The organism is Streptomyces sp. NPDC026500, assembly GCF_055567635.1.
Genome location: NZ_JBVHQB010000015.1, coordinates 87,043 through 113,949 on the forward strand (window position 1 = coordinate 87,043; position 26,907 = coordinate 113,949).

Annotated in this window: 24 protein-coding genes and 1 pseudogene; 12 read left to right on the plus strand and 13 right to left on the minus strand. The window is 70.7% G+C overall.

Annotated elements, in window-relative coordinates:
* Positions 1 to 10: 10 nt before the first annotated feature.
* From ACZ4N5_RS25970 to ACZ4N5_RS25990, 5 genes are all read right to left on the minus strand, one after another.
* The gene (locus ACZ4N5_RS25970) at positions 11 to 1,375 is read right to left on the minus strand and encodes an FAD-dependent oxidoreductase (protein ID WP_467759460.1); all 1,365 of its coding nucleotides are present in this window, start codon (positions 1,373 to 1,375) and stop codon (positions 11 to 13) included.
* 297 nt (positions 1,376 to 1,672) lie between these two features.
* Entirely contained in the window at positions 1,673 to 2,176 is a 504-nt protein-coding gene (locus tag ACZ4N5_RS25975; protein WP_467759461.1) for a hypothetical protein, read from the minus strand.
* The gene (locus ACZ4N5_RS25980; RefSeq protein ID WP_467759584.1) at positions 2,160 to 2,651 is read right to left on the minus strand and encodes an RNA polymerase sigma factor; all 492 of its coding nucleotides are present in this window, start codon (positions 2,649 to 2,651) and stop codon (positions 2,160 to 2,162) included. Before ACZ4N5_RS25980 ends, ACZ4N5_RS25975 begins: the two co-directional genes overlap by 17 nt.
* A 131-nt stretch (positions 2,652 to 2,782) precedes the next feature.
* On the minus strand, positions 2,783 to 3,421 hold the full coding sequence (locus ACZ4N5_RS25985; protein ID WP_467759462.1) for a class F sortase: 639 nt from the start codon (positions 3,419 to 3,421) through the stop codon (positions 2,783 to 2,785).
* Positions 3,418 to 3,789: a sortase-dependent protein gene (locus tag ACZ4N5_RS25990; RefSeq protein ID WP_467759463.1), complete on the minus strand. Its 372-nt coding sequence runs from the start codon at positions 3,787 to 3,789 to the stop codon at positions 3,418 to 3,420. Before ACZ4N5_RS25990 ends, ACZ4N5_RS25985 begins: the two co-directional genes overlap by 4 nt.
* A 335-nt stretch (positions 3,790 to 4,124) precedes the next feature.
* Here ACZ4N5_RS25990 and ACZ4N5_RS25995 point away from each other — a divergent pair.
* Positions 4,125 to 5,395: pseudogene (locus ACZ4N5_RS25995) on the plus strand (S8 family serine peptidase); the annotation flags it as partial.
* A gap of 227 nt (positions 5,396 to 5,622) precedes the next feature.
* Entirely contained in the window at positions 5,623 to 5,991 is a 369-nt protein-coding gene (locus ACZ4N5_RS26000; protein WP_467759464.1) for an amphi-Trp domain-containing protein, read from the plus strand.
* Between the two features lie 297 nt (positions 5,992 to 6,288).
* Here ACZ4N5_RS26000 and ACZ4N5_RS26005 read toward each other — a convergent pair whose 3' ends face one another.
* The 3 genes from ACZ4N5_RS26005 to ACZ4N5_RS26015 all read right to left on the minus strand — a co-directional run bounded on the left by ACZ4N5_RS26005 (position 6,289) and on the right by ACZ4N5_RS26015 (position 9,921).
* Complete coding sequence (locus tag ACZ4N5_RS26005; protein ID WP_467759465.1) at positions 6,289 to 7,479, minus strand: polyamine ABC transporter substrate-binding protein; 1,191 nt, start codon at positions 7,477 to 7,479, stop codon at positions 6,289 to 6,291.
* Between the two features lie 82 nt (positions 7,480 to 7,561).
* Entirely contained in the window at positions 7,562 to 8,962 is a 1,401-nt protein-coding gene (locus ACZ4N5_RS26010; protein WP_467759466.1) for a sensor histidine kinase, read from the minus strand.
* A 302-nt stretch (positions 8,963 to 9,264) separates the two neighbouring features.
* Complete coding sequence (locus ACZ4N5_RS26015) at positions 9,265 to 9,921, minus strand: response regulator transcription factor (protein WP_467759467.1); 657 nt, start codon at positions 9,919 to 9,921, stop codon at positions 9,265 to 9,267.
* Positions 9,922 to 10,356: 435 nt separating this feature from the next.
* Between ACZ4N5_RS26015 and ACZ4N5_RS26020 the strand changes: the two genes are divergently transcribed.
* On the plus strand, positions 10,357 to 11,079 hold the full coding sequence (locus ACZ4N5_RS26020) for a hypothetical protein (protein ID WP_467759468.1): 723 nt from the start codon (positions 10,357 to 10,359) through the stop codon (positions 11,077 to 11,079).
* A gap of 105 nt (positions 11,080 to 11,184) precedes the next feature.
* Here the strand turns inward: ACZ4N5_RS26020 and ACZ4N5_RS26025 are convergent, their stop codons facing one another.
* On the minus strand, positions 11,185 to 12,624 hold the full coding sequence (locus ACZ4N5_RS26025) for a gamma-aminobutyraldehyde dehydrogenase (RefSeq protein WP_467759469.1): 1,440 nt from the start codon (positions 12,622 to 12,624) through the stop codon (positions 11,185 to 11,187).
* 187 nt (positions 12,625 to 12,811) lie between these two features.
* On the opposite strand from ACZ4N5_RS26025, the gene ACZ4N5_RS26030 reads away from it, so the two are divergent.
* The 7 genes from ACZ4N5_RS26030 to ACZ4N5_RS26060 all read left to right on the plus strand — a co-directional run bounded on the left by ACZ4N5_RS26030 (position 12,812) and on the right by ACZ4N5_RS26060 (position 20,472).
* Entirely contained in the window at positions 12,812 to 13,327 is a 516-nt protein-coding gene (locus ACZ4N5_RS26030; protein WP_261708071.1) for an Lrp/AsnC family transcriptional regulator, read from the plus strand.
* On the plus strand, positions 13,312 to 14,694 hold the full coding sequence (locus ACZ4N5_RS26035) for an aspartate aminotransferase family protein (RefSeq protein WP_467759470.1): 1,383 nt from the start codon (positions 13,312 to 13,314) through the stop codon (positions 14,692 to 14,694). Before ACZ4N5_RS26030 ends, ACZ4N5_RS26035 begins: the two co-directional genes overlap by 16 nt.
* 383 nt (positions 14,695 to 15,077) lie before the next feature.
* The gene (locus ACZ4N5_RS26040; protein ID WP_467759471.1) at positions 15,078 to 15,815 is read left to right on the plus strand and encodes an ABC transporter ATP-binding protein; all 738 of its coding nucleotides are present in this window, start codon (positions 15,078 to 15,080) and stop codon (positions 15,813 to 15,815) included.
* Entirely contained in the window at positions 15,797 to 17,515 is a 1,719-nt protein-coding gene (locus ACZ4N5_RS26045) for a hypothetical protein (RefSeq protein WP_467759472.1), read from the plus strand. Before ACZ4N5_RS26040 ends, ACZ4N5_RS26045 begins: the two co-directional genes overlap by 19 nt.
* Before the next feature lie 118 nt (positions 17,516 to 17,633).
* Positions 17,634 to 18,041: a VOC family protein gene (locus ACZ4N5_RS26050; protein WP_401337171.1), complete on the plus strand. Its 408-nt coding sequence runs from the start codon at positions 17,634 to 17,636 to the stop codon at positions 18,039 to 18,041.
* 465 nt (positions 18,042 to 18,506) lie between these two features.
* Entirely contained in the window at positions 18,507 to 19,622 is a 1,116-nt protein-coding gene (locus ACZ4N5_RS26055) for an LOG family protein (RefSeq protein ID WP_467759473.1), read from the plus strand.
* A 157-nt stretch (positions 19,623 to 19,779) separates the two neighbouring features.
* Entirely contained in the window at positions 19,780 to 20,472 is a 693-nt protein-coding gene (locus ACZ4N5_RS26060; RefSeq protein ID WP_467759474.1) for an LAETG motif-containing sortase-dependent surface protein, read from the plus strand.
* A 116-nt stretch (positions 20,473 to 20,588) separates the two neighbouring features.
* On the opposite strand, the gene ACZ4N5_RS26065 is transcribed toward ACZ4N5_RS26060, so the two are convergent.
* From ACZ4N5_RS26065 to rlmN, 4 genes are all read right to left on the minus strand, one after another.
* Positions 20,589 to 21,611, minus strand: coding sequence for an ABC transporter ATP-binding protein (locus tag ACZ4N5_RS26065; protein ID WP_467759475.1), 1,023 nt, complete (start codon positions 21,609 to 21,611; stop codon positions 20,589 to 20,591).
* The gene (locus tag ACZ4N5_RS26070; protein ID WP_467759476.1) at positions 21,612 to 23,333 is read right to left on the minus strand and encodes an ABC transporter permease; all 1,722 of its coding nucleotides are present in this window, start codon (positions 23,331 to 23,333) and stop codon (positions 21,612 to 21,614) included.
* Positions 23,309 to 24,403, minus strand: coding sequence for a thiamine ABC transporter substrate-binding protein (locus ACZ4N5_RS26075; RefSeq protein WP_467759477.1), 1,095 nt, complete (start codon positions 24,401 to 24,403; stop codon positions 23,309 to 23,311). The genes ACZ4N5_RS26070 and ACZ4N5_RS26075 overlap by 25 nt, the downstream gene beginning before the upstream one ends.
* A gap of 207 nt (positions 24,404 to 24,610) precedes the next feature.
* On the minus strand, positions 24,611 to 25,717 hold the full coding sequence (gene rlmN / locus ACZ4N5_RS26080) for a dual-specificity RNA methyltransferase RlmN (RefSeq protein WP_467759478.1): 1,107 nt from the start codon (positions 25,715 to 25,717) through the stop codon (positions 24,611 to 24,613).
* A gap of 185 nt (positions 25,718 to 25,902) precedes the next feature.
* Here rlmN and ACZ4N5_RS26085 point away from each other — a divergent pair, with 185 nt between their 5' ends.
* Positions 25,903 to 26,127, plus strand: coding sequence for a glycosyltransferase (locus ACZ4N5_RS26085; RefSeq protein ID WP_467759479.1), 225 nt, complete (start codon positions 25,903 to 25,905; stop codon positions 26,125 to 26,127).
* Positions 26,124 to 26,852 (plus strand): glycosyltransferase family 2 protein, encoded by a 729-nt coding sequence (locus ACZ4N5_RS26090; protein WP_467759480.1) that lies wholly within the window; start codon positions 26,124 to 26,126, stop codon positions 26,850 to 26,852. Before ACZ4N5_RS26085 ends, ACZ4N5_RS26090 begins: the two co-directional genes overlap by 4 nt.
* Positions 26,853 to 26,907 lie beyond the last annotated feature (55 nt).

A 26,907-nucleotide genomic window follows, 5' to 3' on the forward strand; every position in this document is an offset into this window, starting at 1 on the left:
TGCCGATGGCTCAGGCGCCGCTCTCCCTCAGCATGTCCTCGCGCTCGACGATCTTCACGCGCTCACGGCCCTGCGGTTCGCCCAGCGCCTTCTCCGCGGCGTCCAGCCGGTACCAGCCGTCCCACGTGGTGAAACGGACGTCCCGGTCGCCGAGGAAGGCGTCGACGGCGGCCGGATCGGGCGAAGCGGGCGTGTGCAGACGGCCGTTCACGTGGTCGTCGAGCAGGCTCGCGACCGTCTCGTTGGCGTCGCCCTTGGTGTGGCCGATCAGGCCGATGGGACCGCGCCGGATCCAGCCGGTGACATAGGTGGACTGCAGGTGCTCGCCCGAGTCCTCCAGCACGCGGCCGGCCGCGTCCGGCACCGTGCCCGAGTCGACGTCCCAGGGGAGCTTGGGCAGGCTGTCCGAGAGGTAGCCCACGGCGCGGTAGACCGCGGTGACGTCCCAGTCCTTGAACTCGCCGGTGCCCTTGACGTTTCCGGTGCCGTCGAGGGCGGTGCGCTCGGTGCGCAGGCCGACGACCTCGCCGTTCTCGCCGAGGATCTCGGCCGGCGACTCGAAGAAGTGCAGGAACAGCTTGTGCGGGCGGTCGCCGGTGTCGCGGATCGCCCAGTTCTCCAGGGTCTTGGCGACCATGTCGGCCTGCTTGTTGCCGCGCCGGGTGGCGATCGAACCCTCGTCGTAGTCGATGTCCTCGGGGTCGACGATGACCTCGATGTTCGGCGAGTGGTCCAGCTCGCGCAGCTCCATCGGGCTGAACTTCGCCTGCGCCGGGCCCCGGCGGCCGAAGACGTGGACCTCAAGGGCCTTGTTGGCCTTGAGTCCCTCGTGGACGTTCGGCGGGATCTCGGTGGGCAGCAGCTCGTCGGCGGTCTTGGCGAGGATGCGGGCCACGTCCAGCGCGACGTTGCCGACGCCGAGGACGGCGACCTTCTCCGCCTCCAGCGGCCAGGTACGCGGAACGTCCGGGTGACCGTCGTACCAGGAGACGAAGTCCGCCGCGCCGTACGAGCCGTCGAGGTCGAGGCCGGGGATGTCGAGGGCCCGGTCGGCCGTCGCACCCGTGGAGAAGATCACCGCGTCGTAGAAGGCGCGCAGATCGTCGAGGCTGATGTCGCGCGGGTAGTCGACGTTGCCGAAGAGGCGGACCTGGGGCTTGTCGAGCACCTGGTGCAGGGCGGTGATGATGCCCTTGATCCGGGGATGATCGGGGGCGACGCCGTAACGGATGAGACCGAACGGGGCCGGCATCCGCTCGAACAGGTCGATGGAGACACCGGGCTCGGCGGCCACTGCGGATTTCAGCAGCGCGTCGGCGGCGTAGATGCCGGCGGGGCCGGCTCCGACAATGGCTACCCGCAGGGGGCGAGGCATGATCAGATTCCCTTCGAGCAGGGGCAGGGGACTCGACGGGAAGCCTAAGCTGAGGCAAACCTAAGTCAGTAGGCGGGTCCGGGCTATGACCTCATAAGGTTGACTTATGGGCCCTGAAGGACCGCTTTATGGGTGGCGTCATACGAGGCCGGAAGGCTACCGGGGGCACACCGAGCCGGCGCGGGCAGGGGCCCGACAGCCCGCTCGCGCCACAAGGACACCACCCCGCCCCGCGCGCGCCACAAGCCGCCACCCCGCCCTGCCGACGCACGAGGCACGAGCCACCACCCTGTCCGCCTATCGCTGGACCGCCCCCGACGGGGTGGGGACCGCTCCGGTCCGGACGGCGGACGGCCCGACGGTCGCGGAGGCCGGCGTCGACGACGGAGTGCGGGTGCGGACGGGTGAGCGGGTTGCGGCAGTGGGAGTGGGTGCGGTGCTCGGCGCGAAGGTCCGGTCGGAGCGGGGGCTCCGACCGGGGCGAGGGCTGACACGCCCCGGCGACACCGACGGGGTGGGCTCGGCCGACGGACTGCTCGCGGGCGGCGGGGCCAGCGGGACCACCGGGGACACCGGGGACTCCGGTGCGGCCGACCGGAGCGGCAGCGCGACGAGAGCGCCGACGGCACACGCCATTCCGACCCCGGCCGCGGCGCGCAGCAGCCGGCGACGGGCGGCACCCCGGCGGATCGCCTCGTAGCGGCCCGGCGGTGGACCGAGATAGTCGGAGGGGGGCCGCATGATGACCGCGAGCGGGTCGTCGGGGCCGAAGTCCGGACCATCGTCAGAGTGTGTGATCAAGACTTCTCCTCAGGTGCGCGCGGAGCAGTTCGCGGGCCGCGTGGAGATCGGCCTTGATGGTTCCTTCCTTGCGCCCGGTCAGCGCGGACACCTCCCGGATCGGCATGTCAGCGTAGTAGTGCAGCAGGATCGGGACGCGCAGCCGTTCGGGAAGCGACTGCACGAGCAGACGTACGGACGGATCGGCCTGTTCGTTCTGCGGGCCGACGGCGGCCTCGGCGGTGGCCCGGTGCACGGCCCTGCGTTCCCGCTCCAGCTTGCGCCAGTGGTCCCGGACGAGGTTGGCCGCGGTGACGTAGAGGAATCCGCGCGGCTCGGCGACGGAGGTCCAGCGGGCCCAGAGCCGGGTGAACGCCTCCGAGGCGATCTCGTGGGCCGTCCCGTCGTCGTCGACGAGACGGCGGCACCAGCCGGCGAGACGCGGATAGAGGGCGGCGAACAGCTCGGACGCTGCCTTCTCGCGGGACCCTTTCAACATTCTCCATGGTCGTGACGGCACTGGAAGGGAAGGATCCCGGGCCGCGGGCATACATCCATCGGCCCAGGATCCCGCCTCCGGGTCCACGGCGGACCCGGAGGCTGTGACAGGGAAACGGCGGTCGTGTGTCAGGGGTTGGCGGAGCTCATCGCCGCGAACACGATCACGTTGTCGAGGTAGCCGTTTCCGGAACGGGGACCTCCGCAGGTGATGAGCCGCAACTCCGGGCGGTCCACGTCGCCGTAGACCGCGTCCGTCGGGAAGTCGGCCTTGGCGACCGTGCGGACGCTGCTGACGGCGAACACCGCCGTTCTGCCGTTCTCCAGGCGCACCACGATCCGGTCGCCGTGGCGCAGCCGCGCGAGGTGACGGAAGACGCCGTCCCCGTACGCGCCGACCGTGACATGACCGAGGATCACCGACGGGCCCTTCTGACCCGGCGTCGGCGAGTGCCGGTACCAGCCGGCCCGGTCGTGCGCCGCGATCGGGGGCACCTGCACGCTGCCGTCCGGGGCCAGTCCGAGCCGCATGAGCGGGGTGTCGACCCCGATGGCCGGTATCCGCAGCCCGACCGGGACCGAACGCCCCAGCGCGTGCGCCGACTTCGCGGCGGTCCGCGAGACCGGAGGTGTGCTGCCGGTGTGCGAGGCCGGAGGTGTGCTCCCGGGCCGCGTGTTCGCGGGCGGGCCGGCCGGGTGGCCGGCGCAGCCCACGAGCAGCACGGCCGTCGCCGCGGTGACGAACGCGCGCCTGGAGAAAGGCGTCATTCCCCGGTCGCCCGACGGCGGCGTACGACGAAGACCGCAGCGCCCGCGACGAGCACCGCGGCGGCACTCCCGCCGATCAGCCCGCCCGGTCCCGAGGACTGCGTCGCCGTCGGCGCCACACCGGTGTCGGGCGCTCCGCTCGGCCGGACGGAGACCTGACGCGAGGCCGGCGCCCGCGTCGGTACGGGGCTGGGGGCGGCGGAGGGCCTCCGGGTCGCGGTGGGGCTCGCCGGGGCCGGCGTGGCCGAGACGCTCGGCCGGGTCGTGGCGCGGGGGCTCGGGGAGGTCCCGTCGGCGAACGCGGGCACCGTGCCCACCAGTACGGCGGTGCACGCGAGTGCCGTGGCACTGAAGACGGTTCGGCGCATGAATCGCTCTCTTTCGTCGGTCCGCCCGCCGGTAGGAACGGCGTGCGGGTTACGGATCGAGCGGAGAGACGAGCCGGCGGTGGACGTGGTTGTAAAGAACGGGCAAAGACGCTTCGGGGAACGGGAACTCGGTCGCGGCCGAGGCCACCCGCTCCCGTCCTGGTGCCAACCTCCGCCAGGGTCTGCGGTGTTGGCGCGACTGTTCAGGATCACAAGGCCCGGTTCGCCCCGGAAAACAGGCAGTTGTACTGCCGAGCCGAACCCTGTAATGCCCGAGTAACGGCGCCTGCCTAGCGTCCGAGCTCCCCCGTACCGTTCCTGGAGGAGCACCCCAGATGCACCTGCCCCAACCGCCCCGGCGCAGACGCGCCGTCTGGGCGGCGGCCGCCTTCACCGCGACCGCCCTGCTGACCGCGTCGACACCCGCACTCGCCGCCGGCACCGCCCCGTCGGCCGAGGTCGACTCCGCGCTCACGGCCGCCGTGGCCAAGGGCGGTGACGCGACGTTCTTCGTCGTCCTGAAGGATCAGGCGGACCTGTCCGGCGCCAAGAAGCAGAAGACGCACGCCGCGAGGGCCAGGGCCGCCTTCAAGGAGCTGCGCGCGAACGCCGCGGACAGTCAGGCCTCCCTCAAGTCCTTCCTGGACAAGAAGAAGATCGGCCACCAGGACTACTGGATCGCGAACGCGATCCAGGTCACCGGTGACCAGGACCTCGTGAACGAGCTGGCGAGGCGTCCGGACGTCGCGTCGATCGTCAAGGAGCAGCACTACAAGCTCGACGACATCGAGACCGCCGACAACGAGATCACCAAGTCGCGCACCGGAGTCGGCCGCGAGCGGTGAGGACACCCCCGAGTGGGGAGTCGCCGACATCGGCGCCGACGACGTGTGGAAGCAGTACGACGACCGCGGCGAGGGCATCGCCAACGTCGACTCGGGCGTGCAGTACAACCACCCCCGACCTGGTCGCCCAGTACCGAGGCAACAACGGCGACGGCTCCTTCACACACGACTACAACTGGTACGACCCGACCGGCCAGTGCGGCACCAGCGGCGTCCCCTGCCACAACAACGGCCACGGCACCCACACGATGGGCACGATGGTCGGCAAGAACGGCATCGGTGTCGCGCCGAACGCCAAGTGGATAGCCGCCAAGGGCTGCGAGTCCTCCTCCTGTTCGGACGCTTCGCTGCTCGCGGCCGGACAGTGGATCCTCGCGCCGACCGACCACAACGGCCAGAACCCTCGCCCGGACCTCGCGCCGAACATCGTCAACAACTCCTGGGGCGGCGGCGACACGACGTTCTACCAGGACATCGTCGAGGCCTGGAACGCCGCCGGAATCTTCGAGGCGTTCGCCGCCGGCAACGACGGTGACGGCAAGACCTGTTCCACCGCGCACGCCCCCGGCTCGCAGGCCCCGTCCTACGGCGTCGGCGCCTACGACTCCACCGGCACGATCGCCTCCTTCTCCGGCTTCGGCCCCTCGCTGGTCGACGGCTCGATGAAGCCGAACATCTCGGCGCCGGGCGTCAACGTCCGTTCCACGTGGCCCGGTTCGTCGTACAACTCCATATCCGGTACGTCGATGGCGACACCGCATGGGCTGGATCCATCTGATCATGGGGGTGGTCCCCACTCTCGCGGTCGGCGCCCTGTTCCTGAGTGCCCCCGGGCCAGGCTCGTCGGTGTGGCGATGACCGGACCGGCCATGCTCGCAAACTTCCCGTGGATTCGCTATGCGCCGTTCTGAGGCCGTCGTCCTGATTACGGTCAACGTGATCTGGGCACTGTGGCCGCCCTCAAGCCGTGTTCGGATCGGAGGCACTCATGAAGGACCTCAAGTTTGAGCAGAAGCGCTCGTTGTCCCGCCTTGAGGCGGCTGACCAGCTCACAGCCCTCGCAGCCGTGCTGAGGGAAGGTGGGGATGCCGAATTGGAACTCAGCCTGGGAACGCTGAGTCTGCGGATCCCCGACGACCTTCGCAGCGAGATCGAGGTTGGGATCGGTGATGGGGAGATTGAGTTGGAGATCGAACTCAAGTGGCCCACTGCATCGACCCAGACAGATTCGGTGCGTACGGACGCAGGCACGGAGGAGACGACAGCTCGAAAGAGCGTGCCCGCCAAGCAAGGGCGCAGCAGTGCGGGCACCGAAAGGGGCAAAGAAGCGAAGCGGACCGCTAGGAAAACGTCCTGAGTCGTGCGAGGAGCTTGAGCCGACCGGTGCGCATCTTGTGGACCATCCGTTGCCACGGCAGGCCCGTCGCGGCGAGTCGGCGGTAACGCCCAACGAATCACGGCATCTCAGGGAGCGATCCCTCCACAATAGGAGTGACGTCGAAATCCCGTACCCCCGGGACCGATCGAACGTGGTCCGAGCCACGTGCATCGAAATGATGCGTCGTCACCTCTGAATACTGGCGGTGATCTTGATGTCAACTATCCCTCTTTTGTGCCAACCAAAAATCCTCGTCACAGCCCGCCGGCCCCCGGCTCACAGGCCGGCTATCGCGTTCCAGCGCTTGGCGAACTCCGTGCGTTCGGTGGAGGTGATGTCGCGGGCGATGGCGAGGCGCTTGCGCATGGTCGCGTCGGGAAAGATCAGCGGGTCCTCGGCGAGGGCGGCGGTGTCCTTGTCCTTGGAGGAGGCGAGGACGTCCTGGGCGGCGGGGACCGGACAGACGTAGTTGACCCAGGCGGCCAGCTCGGCGGCGACCTCGGGCTCGTAGTAGTAGTCGATGAGCTTCTCCGCGCTGGCCTTGTGCCGGGCCAGGTTGGGGATCATCAGCGACTCGGCCCACAGCTCGGCGCCCTCCTCGGGGACGACGAAACGGATGTCGGGGTCGTCGGCCTGGAGCTGGATCACGTCGCCCGAGTAGGCCTGGCAGGCCAGCACGTCGCCGCTGGAGAGGTCCTTGATGTAGTCGTTGCCGGTGAAGCGGCGGATGTGCCCGCTGCCCACCCGCGTCTCGACCTGCTCGCACACCTGGTGGAAGTCGTCCGCCTTCCACCGTGTGATGTCGACACCGTTGGCCTGCATGAGCAGCGCGAACGCCTCGTCCAGGCCGGAGAGCAGAGTGACCCGGCCCTTGAGGTCGTCGGCCCACAGATCGGACACGTGCTTGATCTCGCGGCCGACCTTGCGGCGGTTGTACGCGATGCCGGTGATCCCCGACTGCCACGGCACCGAGGACTTGCGGCCGGGGTCGAAGGCGGGCGAACTCAGCAACGGGTCCAGGTACTTGGTGACGTTCGGCTGCTCGGCCCGGTCCATCTCCTGGACCCAGCCGAGCCGGACGAAGCGGGCGCACATCCAGTCGCTGATGACGATCAGATCGCGGCCGGTCCGCTGATGGTTCATCAGGGACGGGCTGATCTTGCCGAAGAACTCGTCGTTGTCGTTGATCTCCTCGATGTAGTCGACGGAGATCCCGGTGCGCTTCTCGAAGGCCTCCAGCGTCGGCCGCCGGGTGGTGTCCTTGTCATCGGTGTCGATGTACAGCGGCCAGTTCGCCCAGGTCAGCCGCTTGTCCGTGGCGGAGAGGTCGGCTCCGGCCCGGTCGCCCGGTCCCACGTACGCCGCCGGCACCCCGCATCCCGCGAGGGCCCCGAGCGCGGCACCACCGCCCAGGCCGCGCAGCAGGGACCGGCGGGACAGGGGCGAGGTCTTCCGATTCACTGGCACGCGCCGAGCATGCCCACCCTGGCTCGGTCCGGACAATGGACGCTGCGTCGACCGGTCGCGCGCCGACCCGACACCCTGTCGATCAGTTTCCGAGCGTTTCGAAGACTCCGGGCGCGTGGCCGTCGGCCGGGCGCGCGCGAGAAGCCTGGCCGTCGGGCCGCCTGGCGCGGAAGGCGGGGCCATCGGTCGGCCGTACACCGGAGGCGGGCGCGTCGGCCGGTCCGGGCGGGGGAACGGGCGGTGCGCAGGGCGGGAACGTGACCCTCACCGTCAGACCGCCCTGCGGACGGGGCCACGCCTCGACCGTGCCTCCGTGGGCGGTGGCGACGGCCGTGACGATGGACAGACCGAGGCCCAGGCCCTCGCGATGGTGGCCCTTCCCGCGCGGGCGGGGCCGAGGGTGCGTGCGGGTCCGTTCCGCACCCACGCGCCGGAACGGCTGGAAGAGTCCGGCTACTTGGTCGCGCGGGATCACCGGGCCGGTGTTGTCGATCCGCAGGACGGGCCGCCCCGCCTCCGTACCGGTCCACAGACGCACCCAACTCTCGCCGTTCTCCGGGTTGTTGTGTCGTACGGCGTTGTCCGCGAGGTTGACCACCAGCCGCTCGATCAGCTGGGGATCGCCCAGCACAGGCGCGGAGTTGAGGTCGGCCCGCACCTGCGGCCCGCCGTCCTCCGGCCCGCCGTCCCCGGACCCGCCATCCTCCGGCCCGCCGTCCTCGCACCCACCGTTCTCGGATCCGCCGTCCGCGCGCCCGTTGCCCTCCGGCCCACCGGTCGGCTCCCCGCCGCCGGCCACCACCGTGCCGTCCGGCAACCGCTCCCGCACCATCTCGGCGAGGTCGATGAACTCCCTGCGCTGAAGCCCGCGTTGGCTGCGCGCGAGCGTCAGGAGGGCGTCGATGAGCCGCGCCTGTTCCTGTCCGGCGGCGCGCACCCTCAGGCACGTGGCCCGCAGGCTCTCCACCGACGCCCCGGGGTCGGCGAGCGCGACGTCCACGATCGCCTGCTGGAGCGTGAGTGGAGTGCGCAGTTCGTGCGACGCGTTGGCGACGAACTGCTTCTGCGCCTCGAACGCGCCTTCCAGCCGCCCCAGTACGTCGTCGAAGGTGTCCGCCATCGCCTTGAGCTCGTCCTCGGGGCCCGGTACCGCCAGACGCTGGCGGAGGTTGTCCGCGGAGATCCGCCGGGCGGCGGCGGTCATCGTGCGCAGCGGCGCGAGGACGCGTCCGGCCATCAGCCAGCCCAGGGCCACGGAGGCGAAGGTCATCACGGCGAGCGCGATGCCCGCTTCGACCAGCAACTGGTGCAGTTGATCGGCGTGCAGGGCCTCGGCGTACATCGTGAGCGTCGGCGGATCGGGGCTGGTGAAGGCGTTGCCCGCGGGCAGTCCGGGCCCCACGGACGAGCCGATCGCCGTAGACGGCGTGGACCGCGACGCCAGCAGGTAGGTGAAGCCGAGCAGAGCCGCCCCCGCCACCATGAACAGCGCGCTGTAGAGCAGGGTGAGCCGCCAGCGAATACTGCGCGGAGCCAGCCGCCACCGAATACTGCCCGGGGTCGACCGCGGGCGGAGTGCGCCCGGGCCCGGTCGTCGGCGGAGTGCGCCCGGGGCCGGCCATCGGCGAAGAGTGCCCGGGGCCGACCGCGGGCGGATGTCGCGCCGCCCCGGCAGCCGGCGGTCACCGTGCGGTTCCGGTCGCGGGCGGGGACCGCGCGCCGCCGGCCGGGGCCGGGGGCGCTCGTCGTACGGGTCCGGCCGGTTCGGGCCCGAAGGTCCGTCCGTCATGCGATCCGGTACCCGGCCCGGTCCACCGTCGCGATGAGCGGCGGCTCCCCCAGTTTGCGGCGCAGACGGCTCACCGTGACCTTCACAGTCTGGCTGAAGGGGTCCGCCGCCTCGTCCCAGGCCCGCTCCAGGAGTTCCTCGGTGGAGACCACGGCACCTTGCGCGGCCAGCAGGAGTTCGAGCACGGCGAACTCCTTCGGGCTGAGGGCGAGGCCCGAACCGCCCCGGGTCGCCTGCCGCCGTGCCGGGTCGAGCCGCAGCTCTCCGCGGACCAGGACAGGAGGCAGCGCGGGTTGCGCGCGTCGCGCCAATGCCCTTATTCGCGCGACGAGTTCGGCGAAAGCGAACGGCTTCGGCAGATAGTCGTCGGCCCCGAGGCCGAGCCCCATGACGCGGTCGGCCACCGTGCCGGACGCGGTGAGCATCAGCACCCGCGCCCGGCCGTCGCCCGCGGTCAGCGTCCGGCACACCTGGTCGCCGTGGACGCCGGGCAGATCGCGGTCGAGCACGACGACGTCGTACCCGTTGACATCGGCGCGCTCCAGCGCCGTGGGCCCGTCCAGCGCGAGATCGACCGCCATGCCCTCGCGGCGCAGCCCGGCCGCCACGGTCTCGGCGAGCTCTTCATGGTCCTCGACCACCAGCACACGCATGGCGGTCAGTGTGGCGGGCCGGTGGTTACACGGGGATAAGCGTCCCCTGTGCGGGTCTCGCCCTTTCCCCTGTGCGAGCTCGCCCCTTCCCCGGTTCCGCCCTGCCGCTACCGGGCCCTGACCACCTCGCCGGGGCCCACCCGCCCCCGCGCACCCGGCAGAGCCCCGCCGTCTCGGCCGACTTCGGCTGCTTGTCGCGTCGCGATAAGGACGACCGTTCCCGTGCCGTAACCGCCCCCGGGCTTGTCTGGAGCACAGCACGACACAGCGCACCGCGCCACGACACACCACGACGCGTCCCGGCACGACCGATCACGCCACGACACATCGCGGCACGGCACGTCAGGCCACGACGCGTCACGGCACAGCGGTGCGCCACCGTGCCCCACCGCATCCGAACCGGCGGTACCGCCGCCCACCCCATGGAGGAACCCCATGCGTGCACTGGCCACTCGGCCACAACGACTCGCCCTGGCCTGCGCCCTGATCTCGGCCGCCGCGCTCGGGACCGTCAGTGCCTCGGCGGCTTCGGCGTCCGACAGCTCCACCGTGACCGCCGCGACGGCCGTGACCACCGCGTCGTCCCGGCTCACGCTGCACGCCGGGACCGGCGAGCCGCCCAAGGGAGCCCTGCCGCCCAAGGGAGCGATGCCCGCCATCGCGTACCGGCCCACCGCGCAGGCGCCCGGCGACGTGAACACCGCCAACGGCCTGTTCGCGACCTGCATGCGTGACCACGGCCAAAAGGTCTTCCCGGTCTTCCACGCCTCGAAGGACAAGCAGGGCCACGTGCGGATGAGCGTGCAGATGAAGGCCGCCAAGCCGTTCGACCCCACGTCGAAGGGCTACCGGGCCGACGTCAAGGCGTGCGCGCCGATCCTGAAGAAGTCAGGCATCAGCTTCCCTACGGGAACCGGCCTGCCGCCGCTGCCCGCGCCGGGCAAGCCCGGCAGCGGTCCCGGCACCCGATCCGGTGGCGGATCCATTGGTGGGTCCGTCGGTGGGTCCGTCGGTGGGTCCGTCGGTGGGGCCACTGGAGGATCCGTTGGCGGATCAGCTGACGGATCCCGCAAGTTGCCGCCCCGCCTCCACACGGAGAAGGGACAGCCCGGCGTACGCGACCTGCCCTCGCTCTCCTTCGTGACCGAGAGCGCCTGAGCCTGCGCGGAGGGGGGAACACGTGGCCCCGGACGGGATCAACTCCCGTCCGGGGCCACGTGGTTCACACGATCGGAGCGCGGCCTGTGCGCGGCCGGTTCGAGGTCAGCCGTCGAGCGACGTCATCACGTGCTTGACGCGCGTGTAGTCCTCGAAGCCGTAGCCCGACAGGTCCTTGCCGTAGCCGGACTTCTTGAAGCCGCCGTGCGGCATCTCGGCGACCAGCGGGATGTGCGTGTTGATCCACACGCAGCCGAAGTCGAGGGACTTGGACAGGCGCATCGCGCGGCCGTGGTCCTTGGTCCACACCGAGGAGGCCAGCGCGTAGTCGACGCCGTTGGCCCACTCGATGGCCTGGGCCTCGTCCGTGAAGGACTGGACGGTGATGACCGGGCCGAAGACCTCGTTCTGGATGATCTCGTCGTCCTGCTTGAGGCCGGAGACGACGGTCGCGGCGTAGAAGTAGCCCTTGTCGCCGACCTGCTTGCCGCCCGCCTCCACCTTGGCGTGCGCGGGCAGCCGCTCGATGAACCCGGCGACCTGCTTGAGCTGGTTCGGGTTGTTCAGCGGGCCGTAGAGCACGTCCTCGTCGTCCGGCTGGCCGGTCTTCGTCTCGGCGGCGGCCTTGGCGAGCGCGGAGACGAACTCGTCGTGGATGGAGTCCTGGACGAGGACGCGGGTGGCGGCCGTACAGTCCTGGCCGGCGTTGAAGTAGCCCGCGACCGAGATGTCCTCGACGGCCTTGGCGATGTCGGTGTCCTCGAAGACGACGACCGGGGCCTTGCCGCCCAGCTCCAGGTGGACGCGCTTGACGTCCTTGGCCGCCGACTCGGCGACCGAGATGCCCGCGCGGACGGAGCCGGTGATGGACGCCATCGCCGGGGTCGGGTGCTCGACCATCGCGCGGCCGGTGTCGCGGTCGCCGCAGATGACGTTGAAGACGCCCTTGGGCAGGATGCCGCCGAGGATGTCGGCGATCAGGACGGTGGAGGCCGGGGTGGTGTCCGAGGGCTTCAGGACGACCGTGTTGCCCGCCGCGAGGGCCGGCGCGAACTTCCACACCGCCATCATCATCGGGTAGTTCCACGGCGCGACCTGGGCGCAGACGCCGACCGGCTCGCGGCGGACGATCGAGGTCATGCCCTCCATGTACTCGCCGGCCGAGCGGCCCTCGAGCATGCGGGCGGCACCCGCGAAGAAGCGGATCTGGTCGACCATCGGCGGGATTTCCTCGGACCGGGTCAGACCGATCGGCTTGCCGGTGTTCTCCACCTCGGCCGCGATCAGCTCCTCGGCCCGCTCCTCGAACGCGTCCGCGATCTTCAGGAGGGCCTTCTGCCGCTCGGAGGGGGTCTTGTCCCGCCACTCCGGGAAGGCCGCGGCGGCGGCCGCCATCGCGGCGTCGACGTCCGCCTGGCCGGAGAGCGGCGCGGTCGCGTACGCCTCGCCGGTCGCGGGGTTGACCACCTCCGTGGTCCGTCCATCGGCGGCATCGCGGAACTCTCCGTCGATGTAATTGCGCAGACGACGCAGCTCGGTGCTCACTGCCCGGCCCTCCTGTCGGATGTCCAACGACTCAGGTGTCCACTACCTGAGATGCCTGGCCCCCACCCTAATCCGTGACGCCACGTTTTCAACACCCCCGAACGACCCAGAACTGCGAAATCCGCAAGACACGTACCCGTAAACAACGAATTTCATCGCCCGAACCTTGCGGAACTATCGAGACGTCGTGCACAGTGGGGTCGTGGCCAGTCGAAGCGCGGAACCCAGGGACTCCCGCGAGTCCAGGAACGGCAGTCCCCAGGTGGACACCGTCTCCCTCGCCATCATCGAGCAGCTCCAGCAGGACGGACGCCGCCCGTACGCCGCGATCGGCAAGGCCGTGGGCCTCTCCGAGGCCGCCGTCCGCCAGCGAGTCCAGAAGCTGCTCGACCAGGGCGTCATGCAGATCGTCGCCGTCACGGACCCGCTCACCGTGGGATTCCGCAGGCAGGCGATGGTCGGCATCACGGTCGAGGGCGACCTCGACCCGGTGGCGGAAGCACTGACTGCCATGTCGGAAGTCGAGTACGTGGTGATGACCGCGGGCTCGTTCGACATCCTCGCCGAGATCGTCTGCGAGGACGACGACCACCTGCTGGACGTCATCAACAAACGCATCCGGGCCCTGCCCGCGGTGCGCTCCACCGAGAGCTTCGTCTACCTGAAGCTCAAGAAGCAGACCTACATGTGGGGAACCCGATAGCCGTGAGCACCAAGGACCTCAGCAAGACCGCGTACGACCACTTGTGGATGCACTTCACCCGCATGTCCTCGTACGAGAACGCGCCCGTTCCCACCATCGTCCGTGGTGAGGGCACCTACATCTACGACGACAAGGGAAAGCGCTACCTCGACGGTCTCGCGGGCCTGTTCGTGGTCCAGGCCGGTCACGGCCGCACCGAGCTGGCCGAGACGGCTTTCAAGCAGGCCCAGGAGCTGGCCTTCTTCCCGGTGTGGTCCTACGCCCACCCCAAGGCCATCGAGCTGGCCGAGCGCCTCGCGCACCACGCGCCGGGCGACCTGAACAAGGTGTTCTTCACGACGGGTGGCGGCGAGGCCGTCGAGACCGCGTGGAAGCTCGCCAAGCAGTACTTCAAGCTGCAGGGCAAGCCGACCAAGTACAAGGTCATCTCGCGTGCGGTCGCCTACCACGGCACCCCGCAGGGCGCCCTGTCCATCACCGGCCTGCCGGCCCTGAAGGCCCCCTTCGAGCCGCTGGTCCCGGGTGCCCACAAGGTCCCCAACACCAACATCTACCGCGCCCCGCTCTTCGGCGACGACCCCGAGGCCTACGGCCGCTGGGCCGCCGACCAGATCGAGCAGGAGATCCTCTTCGAGGGCCCGGAGACCGTCGCCGCGGTCTTCCTGGAGCCGGTGCAGAACGCCGGTGGCTGCTTCCCGCCGCCGCCCGGCTACTTCCAGCGCGTGCGCGAGATCTGCGACCAGTACGACGTGCTGCTGGTCTCGGACGAGGTCATCTGCGCCTTCGGCCGCCTCGGCACGATGTTCGGCTGCGACAAGTTCGGCTACGTACCGGACATGATCACCTGCGCCAAGGGCATGACCTCGGGCTACTCCCCGATCGGCGCGTGCATCGTCTCCGACCGCATCGCCGAGCCGTTCTACAAGGGTGACAACACCTTCCTGCACGGCTACACCTTCGGTGGCCACCCGGTCTCCGCGGCCGTGGCGCTCACGAACCTCGACATCTTCGAGCGCGAGGGCCTGAACCAGCACGTGCTGGACAACGAGGCCAACTTCCTGCAGACCCTGCAGAAGCTCCACGACCTGCCGATCGTCGGCGACGTCCGCGGCAACGGCTTCTTCTACGGCATCGAGCTGGTGAAGGACAAGGTCACCAAGGAGACCTTCACGGACGAGGAGTCGGAGCGCGTGCTCTACGGCTTCGTCTCCAAGAAGCTCTTCGAGTACGGCCTCTACTGCCGCGCCGACGACCGCGGTGACCCGGTCATCCAGCTGTCGCCGCCGCTGATCTCCGACCAGTCGACCTTCGACGAGATCGAGGGGATCGTCCGTCAGGTTCTGACGGAGGCGTGGACCAAGCTCTGATCTCCCCCCCCGGTGATCAACAACGGCCCCGGTGCCGCCCGTTCGAGTGAGAACGGGCGCCCCGGGGCCGCGTGCTGTCCGGCCTGGCGGCCCCGACTCCCTAGCGTGCCCTTTGACTCCTCCCCCTCGTGAACGAGGGGGATTCCTGGCTCACGCCGCTCGGTCGCTCAGCGAACGATCGAGTCTTACGCGATCAGCACCAGCCGGGTTGAGACCAGCCCGGACGGCAGAAACGCCTAGGAGGTAGCGCGTGCTTGGTTCTCGCGACGCACTGTCCGCAACACACGCTACCTACGACTGTGCGCGTGACTGATGGGTCCTGCCTTCGTTCCCTCGTACGGGGGACTTCGCACGGCAAATCTGATCTGAACGAGGTGTACGCGATGGTGGCCCCGCCTGACAACGACGTGCTCTGGGCACGCGCCCTGCACGTCAAGCACAACGGCTCGCCCGCGCTCAGCGGTGTCTCGCTCGGCGTCCGTGAGGGCGAGATCCTCGCCGTCGGCGGCCCGCGCGGCAGCGGCAAGACGACCCTCCTCCAGTGCCTGTCCGGCCAGCTGCTGCCGCAGCAGGGCGAGGTCTGGTTCAACAGCTCGCCCGTGCACACCATGGGTCCGCTCACCCGCGAGCGGCTGCGCCGGGACCGGTTCGGCTGGATCGACCCGGTCCCGATGCTGGTCCCCGAGCTGAACGCCTGGGAGAACGCCGCCCTCCCGCTGATGCTGCGTGGCTGGGCCCGCCGGGCCGCCAAGACCACCGCCCTGGAGTGGCTGGAGCGCCTGGACATCGGCGGCTGCGCCCGCAAACGCCCGCACGCCCTGCTCCAGGCCGAGCGGCAGCGCGTGGCCATCGCCCGCGCAATCGCCCCCATCCCCACCGTGCTGTTCGCCGACGAGCCGACGGCCCCGCTGCACCGCGCCGACCGCGCCCTCGTCCTGCGCACGCTCACCACGGCGGCCCGCTCGCACGGCATCACCGTCGTCCTCGCCACCCACGACGCGGACACCGCGGCGCTCGCCGACCGCACGGTGTCGCTGCTCGACGGACGGCGTGTGAACACCGTCCACCTGCCCCCGGTCGCCGAGACGGAAGGCCGGGCCGCGTGCTCGCTCTCCGTCTAGCCCGCGGGGGCCACCCCCTCGTCCAGCTCCGCCGGCTCCTGGTCGCCACCGCCTCCGCGGGCACCGGGTTCCTGCTGCTGTGCACGCTGGGTTACGCGATGAGCCATCCGGACGCCTCGGCCGCCGGCGCGCTGCGCCTGGCCTGGTGCGTCGCTCCCCTCGCCGCCACGGTCTACTTCGCCGTCGCGGTGGCCCGCACCGACCCCGCCACCCGCCCACGGTCCGGCCTGTCCGCCATCGGCCTCGGTCCCGGCCGGCTGATGGCCGTCTCCGCCTTCACCACGGCCCTGTCCACGCTCCTCGGCTCGCTGCTCGCCCTGCTCCTCTTCCTCCACCTGCGCGGCGACCTGACCGGCATCGCGTTCGGCGGCGCGGCGAACGACTTCCTCGCCTCCGGCCAGTCCCTGCCCCTGCCCGCGGCCCTCACGCTGCTCACCCTGGTGCCGATCGCGGCCTCCGGCGCGGCGGCCGTGGCCCTGCGCCCACGGCGCGGCGGGCCGCAGCGCAGCGCGTGGGCGTACGGCCGCAGCTGGATCTCGGCGCGGCAGAACGCGATCGCGAGCGCTCCGCAGCGCGGGAGGACCCGGAGCGGCGGACGGCCCGACGGTGGCGGTCGCGGCGCGCCCGCGGCCGCCACCGTGAGCGGCACGGCCGTCGCCTCCCCCGTGAGCGGCACGGCCGCCTCCACCGCGACCGTCACGGGCGACGGATTGACCGTGACCGGCACGGGTGACGGGTTCCGGGACGTGTCGGCGGACACCGACGGCGCCGCCCTGCCGCAGCCCGACCCGCGAGCCCCGGGAACGGACGGCCCCGACGGTCCCGACGGTCCCGACTTCCACTGGACCGCCGAGGCGTACGCCGGTGCAGATACCGCCCAACGGGTGGGCACGCACGACCGTTCGGGCACCGTCGCCAACAGGCACCACAGGACGCCCGCCTCGTACGACGAGGGTGCGGACGGGTCGTATGAGGGTGTGGCCGGGCCGTACGAGGGTGCGGACGGGCCGCACGACCGTGCGAAGGCGCCCGAGGCGCGACAGGACCGGCATCGGGCGGCCCAGGCAGACTCCCGGCGGCTACCGCCCCCGGAGGCCTCCCCCAACGGGCTTCCCTGGGGCGCGGCCACGCTGGCGGCGGGGCTGGCCGTGGAGACGTACGCGAGCCGTTCGGGACCCGCGCCCGCGCTCGCGCTGCCCGGCGGATTCGTCGGCGGCCCGGCCGGAGTGCTGCTCGGCTGGGTGCTGACGGCGGTCGGCCTGGCCCTCGCCGGGCCCGCGATCACCCATCTGTGCGGGCGGCTGCTCCAGGCCGTACGTCCGGGCGCGCTGCGACTGCTGGCGGGGCGGGTGCTCCAGGCGGAGGCGCGGCGCATCGGGCAGCCGCTGGGTGTGGTGTGCGCGGTGGCGTCGGGCGGGTTCGCCATGACGACGCTGTACACCGGTGCCCGGCCCGCGTTCGGTCCGCTGACCACCCTCGGCGCCCTGCTGGTCGCCGGGTGCACGCTGCTGACGCTGGCGACCGCCGCCGTCGAGGCGAAACAGGCCCGTGCGGACACCACGGCGGCCCTGCTGCGGCTGGGGGCGCCGGCCACGATGCTGCGCGGCGCCGCGGCCCTGCGCGCCGGGGTGCTGTTCGTCGCGTTCGCCCCGCTGACCTGGGCCGTCGCCGAGCTGGCCGCGCTTCCCCTGATCAGCTGATCCGCGCGCGGACCGCTCCGCGCGAACCCCGGGGAGAAAGTCCGCGCCGGGCGATGATTTCCGGGCGGACCCCCGGTCTATCCCTGCGAACGGCACAACACTGACGGGAGACCCTCGCATGTACCAGCAGATGATCTTCGTGAACCTGCCGGTGTCCGACGTGGACACCTCGAAGAAGTTCTTCACGGAGCTCGGCTACACGATCAACCCGCAGTTCTCCACCGACGACTGCGCCTGTGTCGTGATCAGCGACACGATCATCGCGATGATGCTCAGCAAGCAGCGCTACGCGGACTTCACCAAGAAGCAGATCGCGGACGCGACGAAGACCAGCGAGGTGCTGCTGTGTCTGAGCGCCGAGAGCCGCGAGAAGGTCGACGAACTGGTCGACGCCGCCATCGCGGCGGGCGGCTCGGGGACCGGCGAAGCGCAGGACCAGGGCTTCATGTACGGCCGCGCCTTCGACGACCCGGACGGCCACACCTGGGAGGTCATGTGGATGGACCCGGCGGCGGTCCAGGGCTGAGCCCCACCGACCCGGTCGACGTCTCCGGGGCCGACGCGCGGTACAGGGGTCCGCGCGCCGGCCCCGCGGCGTCTCCCGAGGGGCCCCGGCCGTGGTCTCGGCGCCGAGTGCGTCACCTGGCGCGGCATCACCCGCGCACCGGACGCCCCCGGATGACACGACAACAGCCAAGCCCCAACACCGGCCGCCCCGAACCCGGGCCCAGGACACCGGTACCGGGCACAGCGCGCGAAGCGCCGTGCGCAGGCGCCGGACCTGGGGCGCGAGTCGCCGTGCATGCGCCGCGCACCGGGAGCGCGAGACGCCGCGCTCACACCCCGAAACTGGCCCACGAGTCGCCGTGCGGACGCCGCGCACACGGGGCACAAGTCGATGTGCGCAGGCCCCGCGCCCGGGGCACGCGTCGTGGTGCCGGGTGCCCCGGACCCGGAGGGTGCTCCGAAAGGCAGCCCCTAGCATGGCCGCGTGCAGCCGACACCCCTTCACGCATCCCATGACCGTGAGATCGAATCCCTCGCCGAGTTCGACGAAGTCGTCTCGACGGGCGGCTCGCTCGCCCGATTCCGTGTCCAGGCCGTCGATCTGACAGGCCGTACGCAAGATCTGCTCTCCGTGGACACCACCGGCGCCGTCTTTCTCGGCTGCCCGATGGAGCAGGCCGCGGCCGAGCGGGTCCGGACCTCGGGCGCCCTCGTCTTCCCGCCCGTACCGGGCCTTCCCCTCGACCCCTACCGGGGTCATCTCTACTCCCCCGACGAGCTCTTCGCCTCGCTCGACGCGGGATACGAGGCGACGCCCGACGCCCGTGCGTACGCCTGGTTCCAGCAGACCAAGGCCGACGGCGACATATTCGCGTCGATGGTGCGCGCGGTCCACGACGACTCCGTCTCGGACGCGCTCGACGAACTCCTCCTCGGCGTACGGGTGGTCGGCGTGATGGGCGGCCACGCGATGGCACGCGGCTCACAGGCGTACGCGGGGGCCGCGCGGCTCGGCCGCACACTCGCGCGCTCCGGTCTCATGGTCGCCACCGGCGGTGGTCCCGGCGCCATGGAGGCGGCGAACCTCGGCGCGTACGCGGCTCCGTTCGACGACGGCATGCTCGACGAGGCGTTGGGCGTCCTGGCCGCCGTCCCGTCGTTCACCCCCTCCGTCACCGAGTGGGCGCGCGCGGCGTTCGAGGTGCGGGAGCGCTGGCCCTCGGGCGGCCCCTCGGTCGGCATCCCCACCTGGTTCTACGGCCATGAGCCGCCGAACGCCTTCGCCGCGCACACGGCCAAGTACTTTGCCAACGCGACCCGCGAGGACGGACTGCTGGCCCGCTCGAACGCGGGTGTCGTCTTCCTGCCGGGCGCCGCCGGGACCGTACAGGAGATCTTCGACAACGCGACCCCCAACTATTACGAGTCGAGGGGCGAGCCGACTCCCATGGTCCTGGTGGACCGTGCGCACTGGACCGAGAAGTACCCCGCCTGGGCGTTGCTCAAGTCGCTGGCCTGCGAACGAGCGATGGAGGCGCGGATCGCGCTCGTCGACGGCATCGATGACGCTCCGGAGGCACTCAAACACTTCGGAGGTTAACAACTCGGCAAAGCCAACGGCGAGGCAGGGCATATGCATTGACAGCCCTTAGGCTGCGCTTATAAACCTGTGAAACTCCTGGGGGTGCTGTTGCTGGAATGATTCGCAGCAAATCCCCCAACACCCCCCGCAGTTGCGCAACCTGTGAAGGGCAATCGTGTCCATATCTCGACGCACCGCACGTACCGTGCGAATCCTCGGCGTTGCCTCCGCCTCTGCCGCGCTCGCGCTCGGCGTCGCCGGCAACGCACTCGCTTGCAACATCGGTGACTTCTCGGCGGCCGCCACCTGTGACGGCAACGGGAAGGGCATCATCACCGTGACCGACGTCGACGCCTCTGCCAAGGAGGCCACGGTCACGGTCTTCCTGGAGTCGAACGGCGCCGACGCACACCAGGTCGGCTCTGCCCAGAAGGTCACCGGCAACAAGAACGGTGCCACCATCTCGTTCGCGGAGGACTGGGCCCCCAAGGCCGAGTACCGCGTCCACGTCACCGTCCCGAACATCGTGGACAAGGACATCTCGCCGAACCTGGTGACGCAGTCCGAGGCCTGCGCCACGAAGTCGGAGTCGCCGTCCCCGTCGGAGAGCCCGAAGCCGTCGGACAGCGCCTCCGCCTCGGACACTCCCTCGGACTCGGCGACCCCGTCGGACTCCGAGAGCAGTGCCGCTCCGGCCACCCCGGGCGACAACCAGCCGTCCGCGGCCGCCGGTGAGTCCAACCTCGCCGAGACCGGTGCGAACTCCAACACCCCGATGATCGCCGGCATCGCCGCGGCGTTCGTCATCGTCGGTGGCGGAGCGGTCTTCTTCGGCATGCGCCGCCGCGGCGCCTCGAAGGCCGGCTGACGCAGACCCGCTTGCTGTACGACCGTGTGGCCCGCCCCCGTCGAGGGGGCGGGCCACACGGCTGTCCGGGCGGTGCCTCGGTCAACTGGCCTGATTCTCGGGCCCTCTGACGGCACCTACGCCCCGAGGACGACGATCTCGTCGGCGTCGAACTCCACCCCGACCACGTCCCCGGGCTCCGGAGCGTCCCGCAGCGCGCAGGCCGCCTCCAGCCGGGGCGCGCCCTCCGGCTGAAGCTGTACGGCGACGTGCGTGCCCCGGAAGGTGCGTGCGGCGACCGTGCAGCGCAGCCCGTCCGCCGCGGCCACGAGACGTACCCCGGCGGGCCTTACGAGGAGCGTGCCGGGCCCCTGGGGAGCGCCCTCGGGCACCGGGACCTTGCCCCACGGGGTGTCGGCGGCCGCCGCGCTCACCGTCGCCTCGACCACGTTGTCGAAGCCGAGGAAACGGGCCACGAACGCGTCCGCGGGATGCTGCCAGACCTCAAGTGGCGTACCGGACTGGGCGATCCGCCCGTCGCGCATCACTACGACCCGGTCCGCGAGGGCGAAGGCCTCACCCTGGTCGTGGGTGACGGCGAGCACCGTCGTACCCAACTCGCCGAAGAGGCCGCGCAGTTCGACGACGAGCCGTTCGCGCAGCGAGCGGTCCAGCTGGCCGAGCGGTTCGTCGAGCATCAGCAGACGGGGGCTGGGCGCGAGGGCGCGGGCCAGTGCCACCCGCTGCTGCTCGCCGCCGGAGAGCGAGGCGACGGCGCGGTCCCGGGCCCCGGGCAGACCGACGAGATCCAGCAACTCCCCCACCCGGGCCACCTGACCGCTCTTCGACGTGCCGCGCATGCGCAGCCCGAAGGACACGTTGGCGCCCACGTCCCGCTGCGGGAAGAGCTGATGGTCCTGGAACATCAGGCCGACGCCGCGCTTGTGCGCGGGAACGGCCGCCTGGTCCTGTCCGTCCAGCACCACACGGCCCGCGTCCAGCGGCTGCAGTCCGGCCACCGCCCGCAGCAGCGTGGACTTGCCGCTGCCGCTCGGCCCGAGCACGCACACGATCTCGTGCTCGGCGACATCGAGGTCGACGGCGTCGAGCACGGCCCGCCCGCCGAAGCGTACGGTCGCGCCCTGCAGGCTCAGCAGCATCTAGAACTCCCCGGTCCGGTCGGTCCGTACCCGCTCCAACAGCAGCAGCGCCGCAGCGCAGACCACCATCAAAATGGTCGAAAGGGCCATCGCCTGGCCGTAGTTGAGGTCGCCCGCGCGCCCGAGCAGCTGGGCCACGGCGACCGGCAGCGTCGGGTTGCCGGGCCGTGCGATGAAGACGGTCGCCCCGAACTCCCCGAGGGAGACGGCGAAGGCGAACCCGGCCGCGACCAGCAGCGCCCGCCGCACCATCGGCAGATCGACCTCGCGCCACACCCGCCACGGCGACGCCCCGAGCACGGCCGCGGCTTCCCGCAGCCGCCCGTCCACCGCCCGCAGCACGGGCAGCATCGTCCGTACGACGAAGGGGACACCCACCAGCGCCTGCGCCAGTGGCACCAGGATCCAGCTGGCACGCAGATCCAGCGGCGGCTCGTCCAGGGCGATCAGGAACCCGAAACCCACGCTCACCGCGGAGACGCCGAGCGGCAGCATCAGCAGCGCGTCGAAGCCCCGCATGAGACGGCCGGCGCGCCGGGTGAGCGCCGCGGCGGCCAGACCGCCGATGAGTACGGCGATGGCGGTGGCGGCGAGCGCGTACTCCAGCGAGTTGCCGACCGCCTCGATCGGGGCGACGAGGAAGACGCCGCCGTCGTCGTCGGCCAGCGCCCGGTAGTACCCGAATCCCGGTGCGCCGAGGGACCGCTGGACGAGGACGGCGAGCGGCAGCACGAGGAGGACCGCGATGCTCACCAGCACGCCCGCGAGGAGCGCCCACTGCCCGGTCCCGCGCGGTCGGCGCGCGGTCGTCTCCGGGGCCACCAGACGCAGGGCGGTCTCCCGTCGGCGTACGGTCGCCGCGTGCACGGCGAGGATCGCGCCCACGGCCACGAACTGGACGATCGTGAGCACCGCCGCCGTCGCGAGGTCGAAGATCTCGGAGGTCTGCCGGTAGATCTCGACCTCGAGGGTCGAGAAGGTGGGGCCGCCGAGGATCTGCACCACACCGAACGAGGTGAAGGTGAAGAGGAAGACCATGAGTGCGGCGGCGGCCACGGCCGGCCCGAGCGCCGGCAGCGTCACCCTGCGCCACGCCGCGAGACGCGAGGCGCCGAGCATGCGCGCTGCCTCCTCCTGGCGCGGGTCCAGCTGCGACCAGAGCCCGCCGACGGTCCGTGCGACGACCGCGTAGTTGAAGAAGACATGCGCGAGCAGGATCGCCCACACCGTGGTGTCCAGCCGTACGCCCCACAGCTCGTCGAGCAGCCCGCCCCGGCCGACCAGCGCGAGGAACGCCGTACCGACGACCACGGTCGGCAGCACGAAGGGAACCGTCACCACGGCCCGGAGGATCTGCTTGCCCCTGAAATCGAAGCGCGCGAAGACATACGCGCCGGGGAGCGCGATCAGCAGCGTGAGCGCCGTCGAGGCGACTGCCTGCCAGGTGGTGAACCACAGCACGTGCCGGATGTCGGACCGGGTCGCCACGTCCCAGATCCGGCCCAGCTGCCAGCCGCCGTCCCCGTGGAGGCCGCGCGAGACGATCGCGGCGACGGGATAGGCGAAGAAGACCGCGAAGAACGCGACGGGCAGGACCATCAGCCCGAACCGCACCGCGCTCTGCCCGCGCGCCCTTCGCGAAGCCCCGCCGGCCGCGCCGGCTCCTTGGACTCCGTCGTCTCCTCCGGCTCCGTCGGCTACTTCAGTACGAGTGAGGTCCACGACTTGACCCACTGGTCGCGGTCGGCGGCGATCTTCGCGGGTGCCAGGGTCTCGGGATCCTTGGCCTGCGGACCGAACCGCGCGAACTCCGCGGGCACCTGCGCGCCCTCACGGACCGGGTAGACGAACATGTTGAGCGGCATGTCGTCCTGGAACTCCTTGGTGAGCAGGAAGTCCAGGAACGCCTTGCCGCCCTTGGCGTTCTTGGCGTGGCTGAGCAGACCCGCGTACTCGACCTGCCGGAAGCAGGTACCGGCCGCGACCCCGGTCGGGGCGGTGGTGGGCTTCGGCTTGGCGTAGATGACCTCGGCGGGCGGCGAGGAGGCGTAGGAGACGACGAGCGGCCGGTCGGCCTTGGCCTTCTTGCCGCCGGCGGACCCGGAGAACTCGTCGTTGTACGCCTGCTCCCAGCCGTCCACGACCTTCACGCCGTTGGCCTTGAGCTTCTTCCAGTAGCCCTGCCAGTTGTCGTCGCCGTAGTGGGCGGCCGACCCGAGCAGGAAGCCGAGGCCGGGCGAGGACGTGGCGGCGTTCTCGGTGACGAGGAGATTCTTGTACGCGGGCTTGATCAGGTCGTCGAAGGACTGCGGCGGCGCCAGCTTGTGCTCGCTGAAGTAGGCCTTGTCGTAGTTGACGCAGATGTCGCCCGTGTCGATGGGCGTGACCCGGTGCTTGTCCTGGTCGGTCCGGTACTCGGGCAGGACCAGATCCGCGCCCTTGGCCACGTACGGCTGGAACAGCCCGTTGTCGAGCGCGCGGGAGAGCAGGGTGTTGTCGACGCCGAAGAAGACGTCGCCCTGCGGGTTGTCCTTGGTCAGGATGGCCTTGTTGACGGCCTGACCGGCGTCGCCGTCCATGAGGACGCGGACCTTGTAGCCGGACTGCTTCTCGAAGTCCTTGAGCACGCTCTTCGACACGAGCCACGAGTTGTGGCTGACGAGCGTGATCGTCTTCGCATCGCCCGAGCCGGTGGCGTCGGACGAGCCGCACGCGGACAGAGCGGGCAGCGCGACGAGGCCGAGCCCGACGGCCAAGACCGCGAACCGCCTGCTGCTGGTGGTGGTGATCACTGGATTCCTCCTGGGTGACCAGGAAGAGACGCGGCCCCGCCCGGGACCTCTGACGGCTCCCGGGCAGGGCGCAACAGCTTGAGTAACGACCGAACTTCCTACCCAGAATGACCTGGGCAAGGTTCAGAGGGTCTGCGGTCTGTCCCGCACTCTCAGCGCTGTGGCGCTCCCCTGTCGGAATATGAAGATGTACTGACTCGGCTCAGACTACCGCTCGGTCGCGGCGAGCTGACCACACGCTCCGTCGATCTCCTGGCCACGGGTGTCCCGGACGGTCACCGGCACGCCATGGGCCGCGATGGCCTCGACGAACGCCTTCTCGTCCTCGGGCCGCGAGGCGGTCCACTTCGAACCCGGGGTCGGGTTCAGCGGGATGAGGTTGACGTGTACGGGCTTGCCCTTGAGCATCCGCCCGAGCCGGTCACCACGCCACGCCTGGTCGTTGATGTCCCGGATCATGGCGTACTCGATCGACAGGCGCCGACCGGACTTGGCCGCGTACTCCCATCCGGCGTCCAGGACCTCGCGCACCTTCCACCGCGTGTTCACAGGGACGAGGGTGTCGCGCAGCTCGTCGTCGGGGGCGTGCAGGGAGATCGCGAGCCGGCACTTGAAGCCCTCGTCGGAGAACCGGTTGATGGCGGGGACCAGCCCGACCGTCGACACGGTGATACCGCGCTGCGAGAGCCCGAGGCCGTCCGGCTCGGGGTCGGTGAGGGCCCGGATCGCGCCGACCACCCGCTTGTAGTTGGCGAGCGGCTCGCCCATCCCCATGAAGACGATGTTGCTCAGCCGAGCCGGACCCCCGGGGATCTCGCCGTCGCGGAGCGCCCGCATACCGTCGACGATCTGGTGCACGATCTCGCCGGTCGACAGGTTCCGGTCGAGGCCGGCCTGTCCGGTGGCGCAGAACGGGCAGTTCATCCCGCAGCCCGCCTGCGAGCTGATGCACATGGTCACCCGGTCCGGGTAACGCATCAGCACGGACTCGACGAGCGTGCCGTCGAAGAGCCGCCACAGGGTCTTGCGGGTGGTGTCCTGGTCGGTCGACAGGTGCCGTACGACCGTCATCAGCTCGGGAAGCAGCGCCTCCTGGAGCTTGCCGCGCGAGGCGGCCGGGATGTCGGTCCACTCGGCGGGGTCGTGTGCGAACCGGGCGAAGTAGTGCTGCGAGAGCTGCTTGGCACGAAACGGCTTCTCACCGATCGCGGCAACCGCCTCTTTGCGCTCGGCGGGAGTGAGATCGGCAAGGTGCCGCGGCGGCTTCTTGGCTCCGCGCGGCGCGACAAAAGTGAGTTCTCCGGGCTTAGGCATGGCTGTACCAGTGTCGCAGATCAACTCCCCCGACCAGGCCGGAGCGGGGTGGGAGCGGTCACCCACGGCCCAGGGGAGTGCCCGCTCGTCGCCGACATACCCCAGATCGCATCCACCCACGGCCGTCACTCGAGCGGCTGGGGAGCGACCAGGAGCCGTTCGCTGTAGAGCCAGGTGAAGGTGCGGTGCGGTTCGAGATGGGCCCCCGGGCGACGATCGCAACTGGTGGTGGGACGCGGGGTAACCGTGGCAAGGCCGACCGGCTCAACGACGGCATGCGGCGGGCCCGCAACGACCTGGTCCTGGTCACCGACGCCGACACGCACCTGCACGCCGACGCCGTGACCCACCTGGTCCGGTGCAGCTGCGCTCGCCCCGCTACGCGGCCGTCGCCGGGTGTCCGCGAGTGACCAACCGCGGCCGTGTGATCGCGACCATGCAGATGCTGGAGACGGCCTCCCTGATCGGGCTCATCCGCCGCACCCACGCCCTCGCCGACCGGGTCGGGACCGTCGCCGGCGTCCTCGGTCTCTTCCGCCGTGACGCCGTCCTGGCTGTCGGCGGCTACGACCCGACGATGGCCACCGAGGACATCGAACTCACCTGGCGCCTCCTCCAAGCCGGTCACCTCACCGGCTTCACCCACAACGCCCTCGTCGGCATGCAGGTCCCCGAGACCCTCTCCGGCATCTGGGCCCAGCGCACCCGCTGGGCCCGCGGTCAGGGCGAAGTCCTGCGCACCCACGCGCGTACCGTGGCCCGCCTCGAACACGCGGTGATATGGCCCATCGCCCTCGAAGCCCTGCTCTCCTACGTCTGGGTCGGGTGCATGCTGATCGCCATGGGCTGGGGCTTCATCCGCTGGGTCGTCAGCCCCGGCGACACCCAGTTCGACTCCATGCCGGCCTGGGGTGTCGGCGTCGCGGTCATCGCCATGATCCAAATCGTCATCGCGGTCCTCGTCGACCTCCGCCTCGACCCCAGACTCCCGTACGCCTGTGTTCTGCTGCCCCTGTACCCGCTCGCATACTGGACCATCAACGCCCTGGCCGCCCTCACCGCACAAACCCCCGGTCTGCTGCGCGGACCCCGCAAGCATCGGGTCATCTGGGACTTGCCCCGCAGCGACACCTGACTCCGGACCGGAGGCGACGGGAAGAAGAGGGCCAGACCTTGACTCGGGCAGCGAC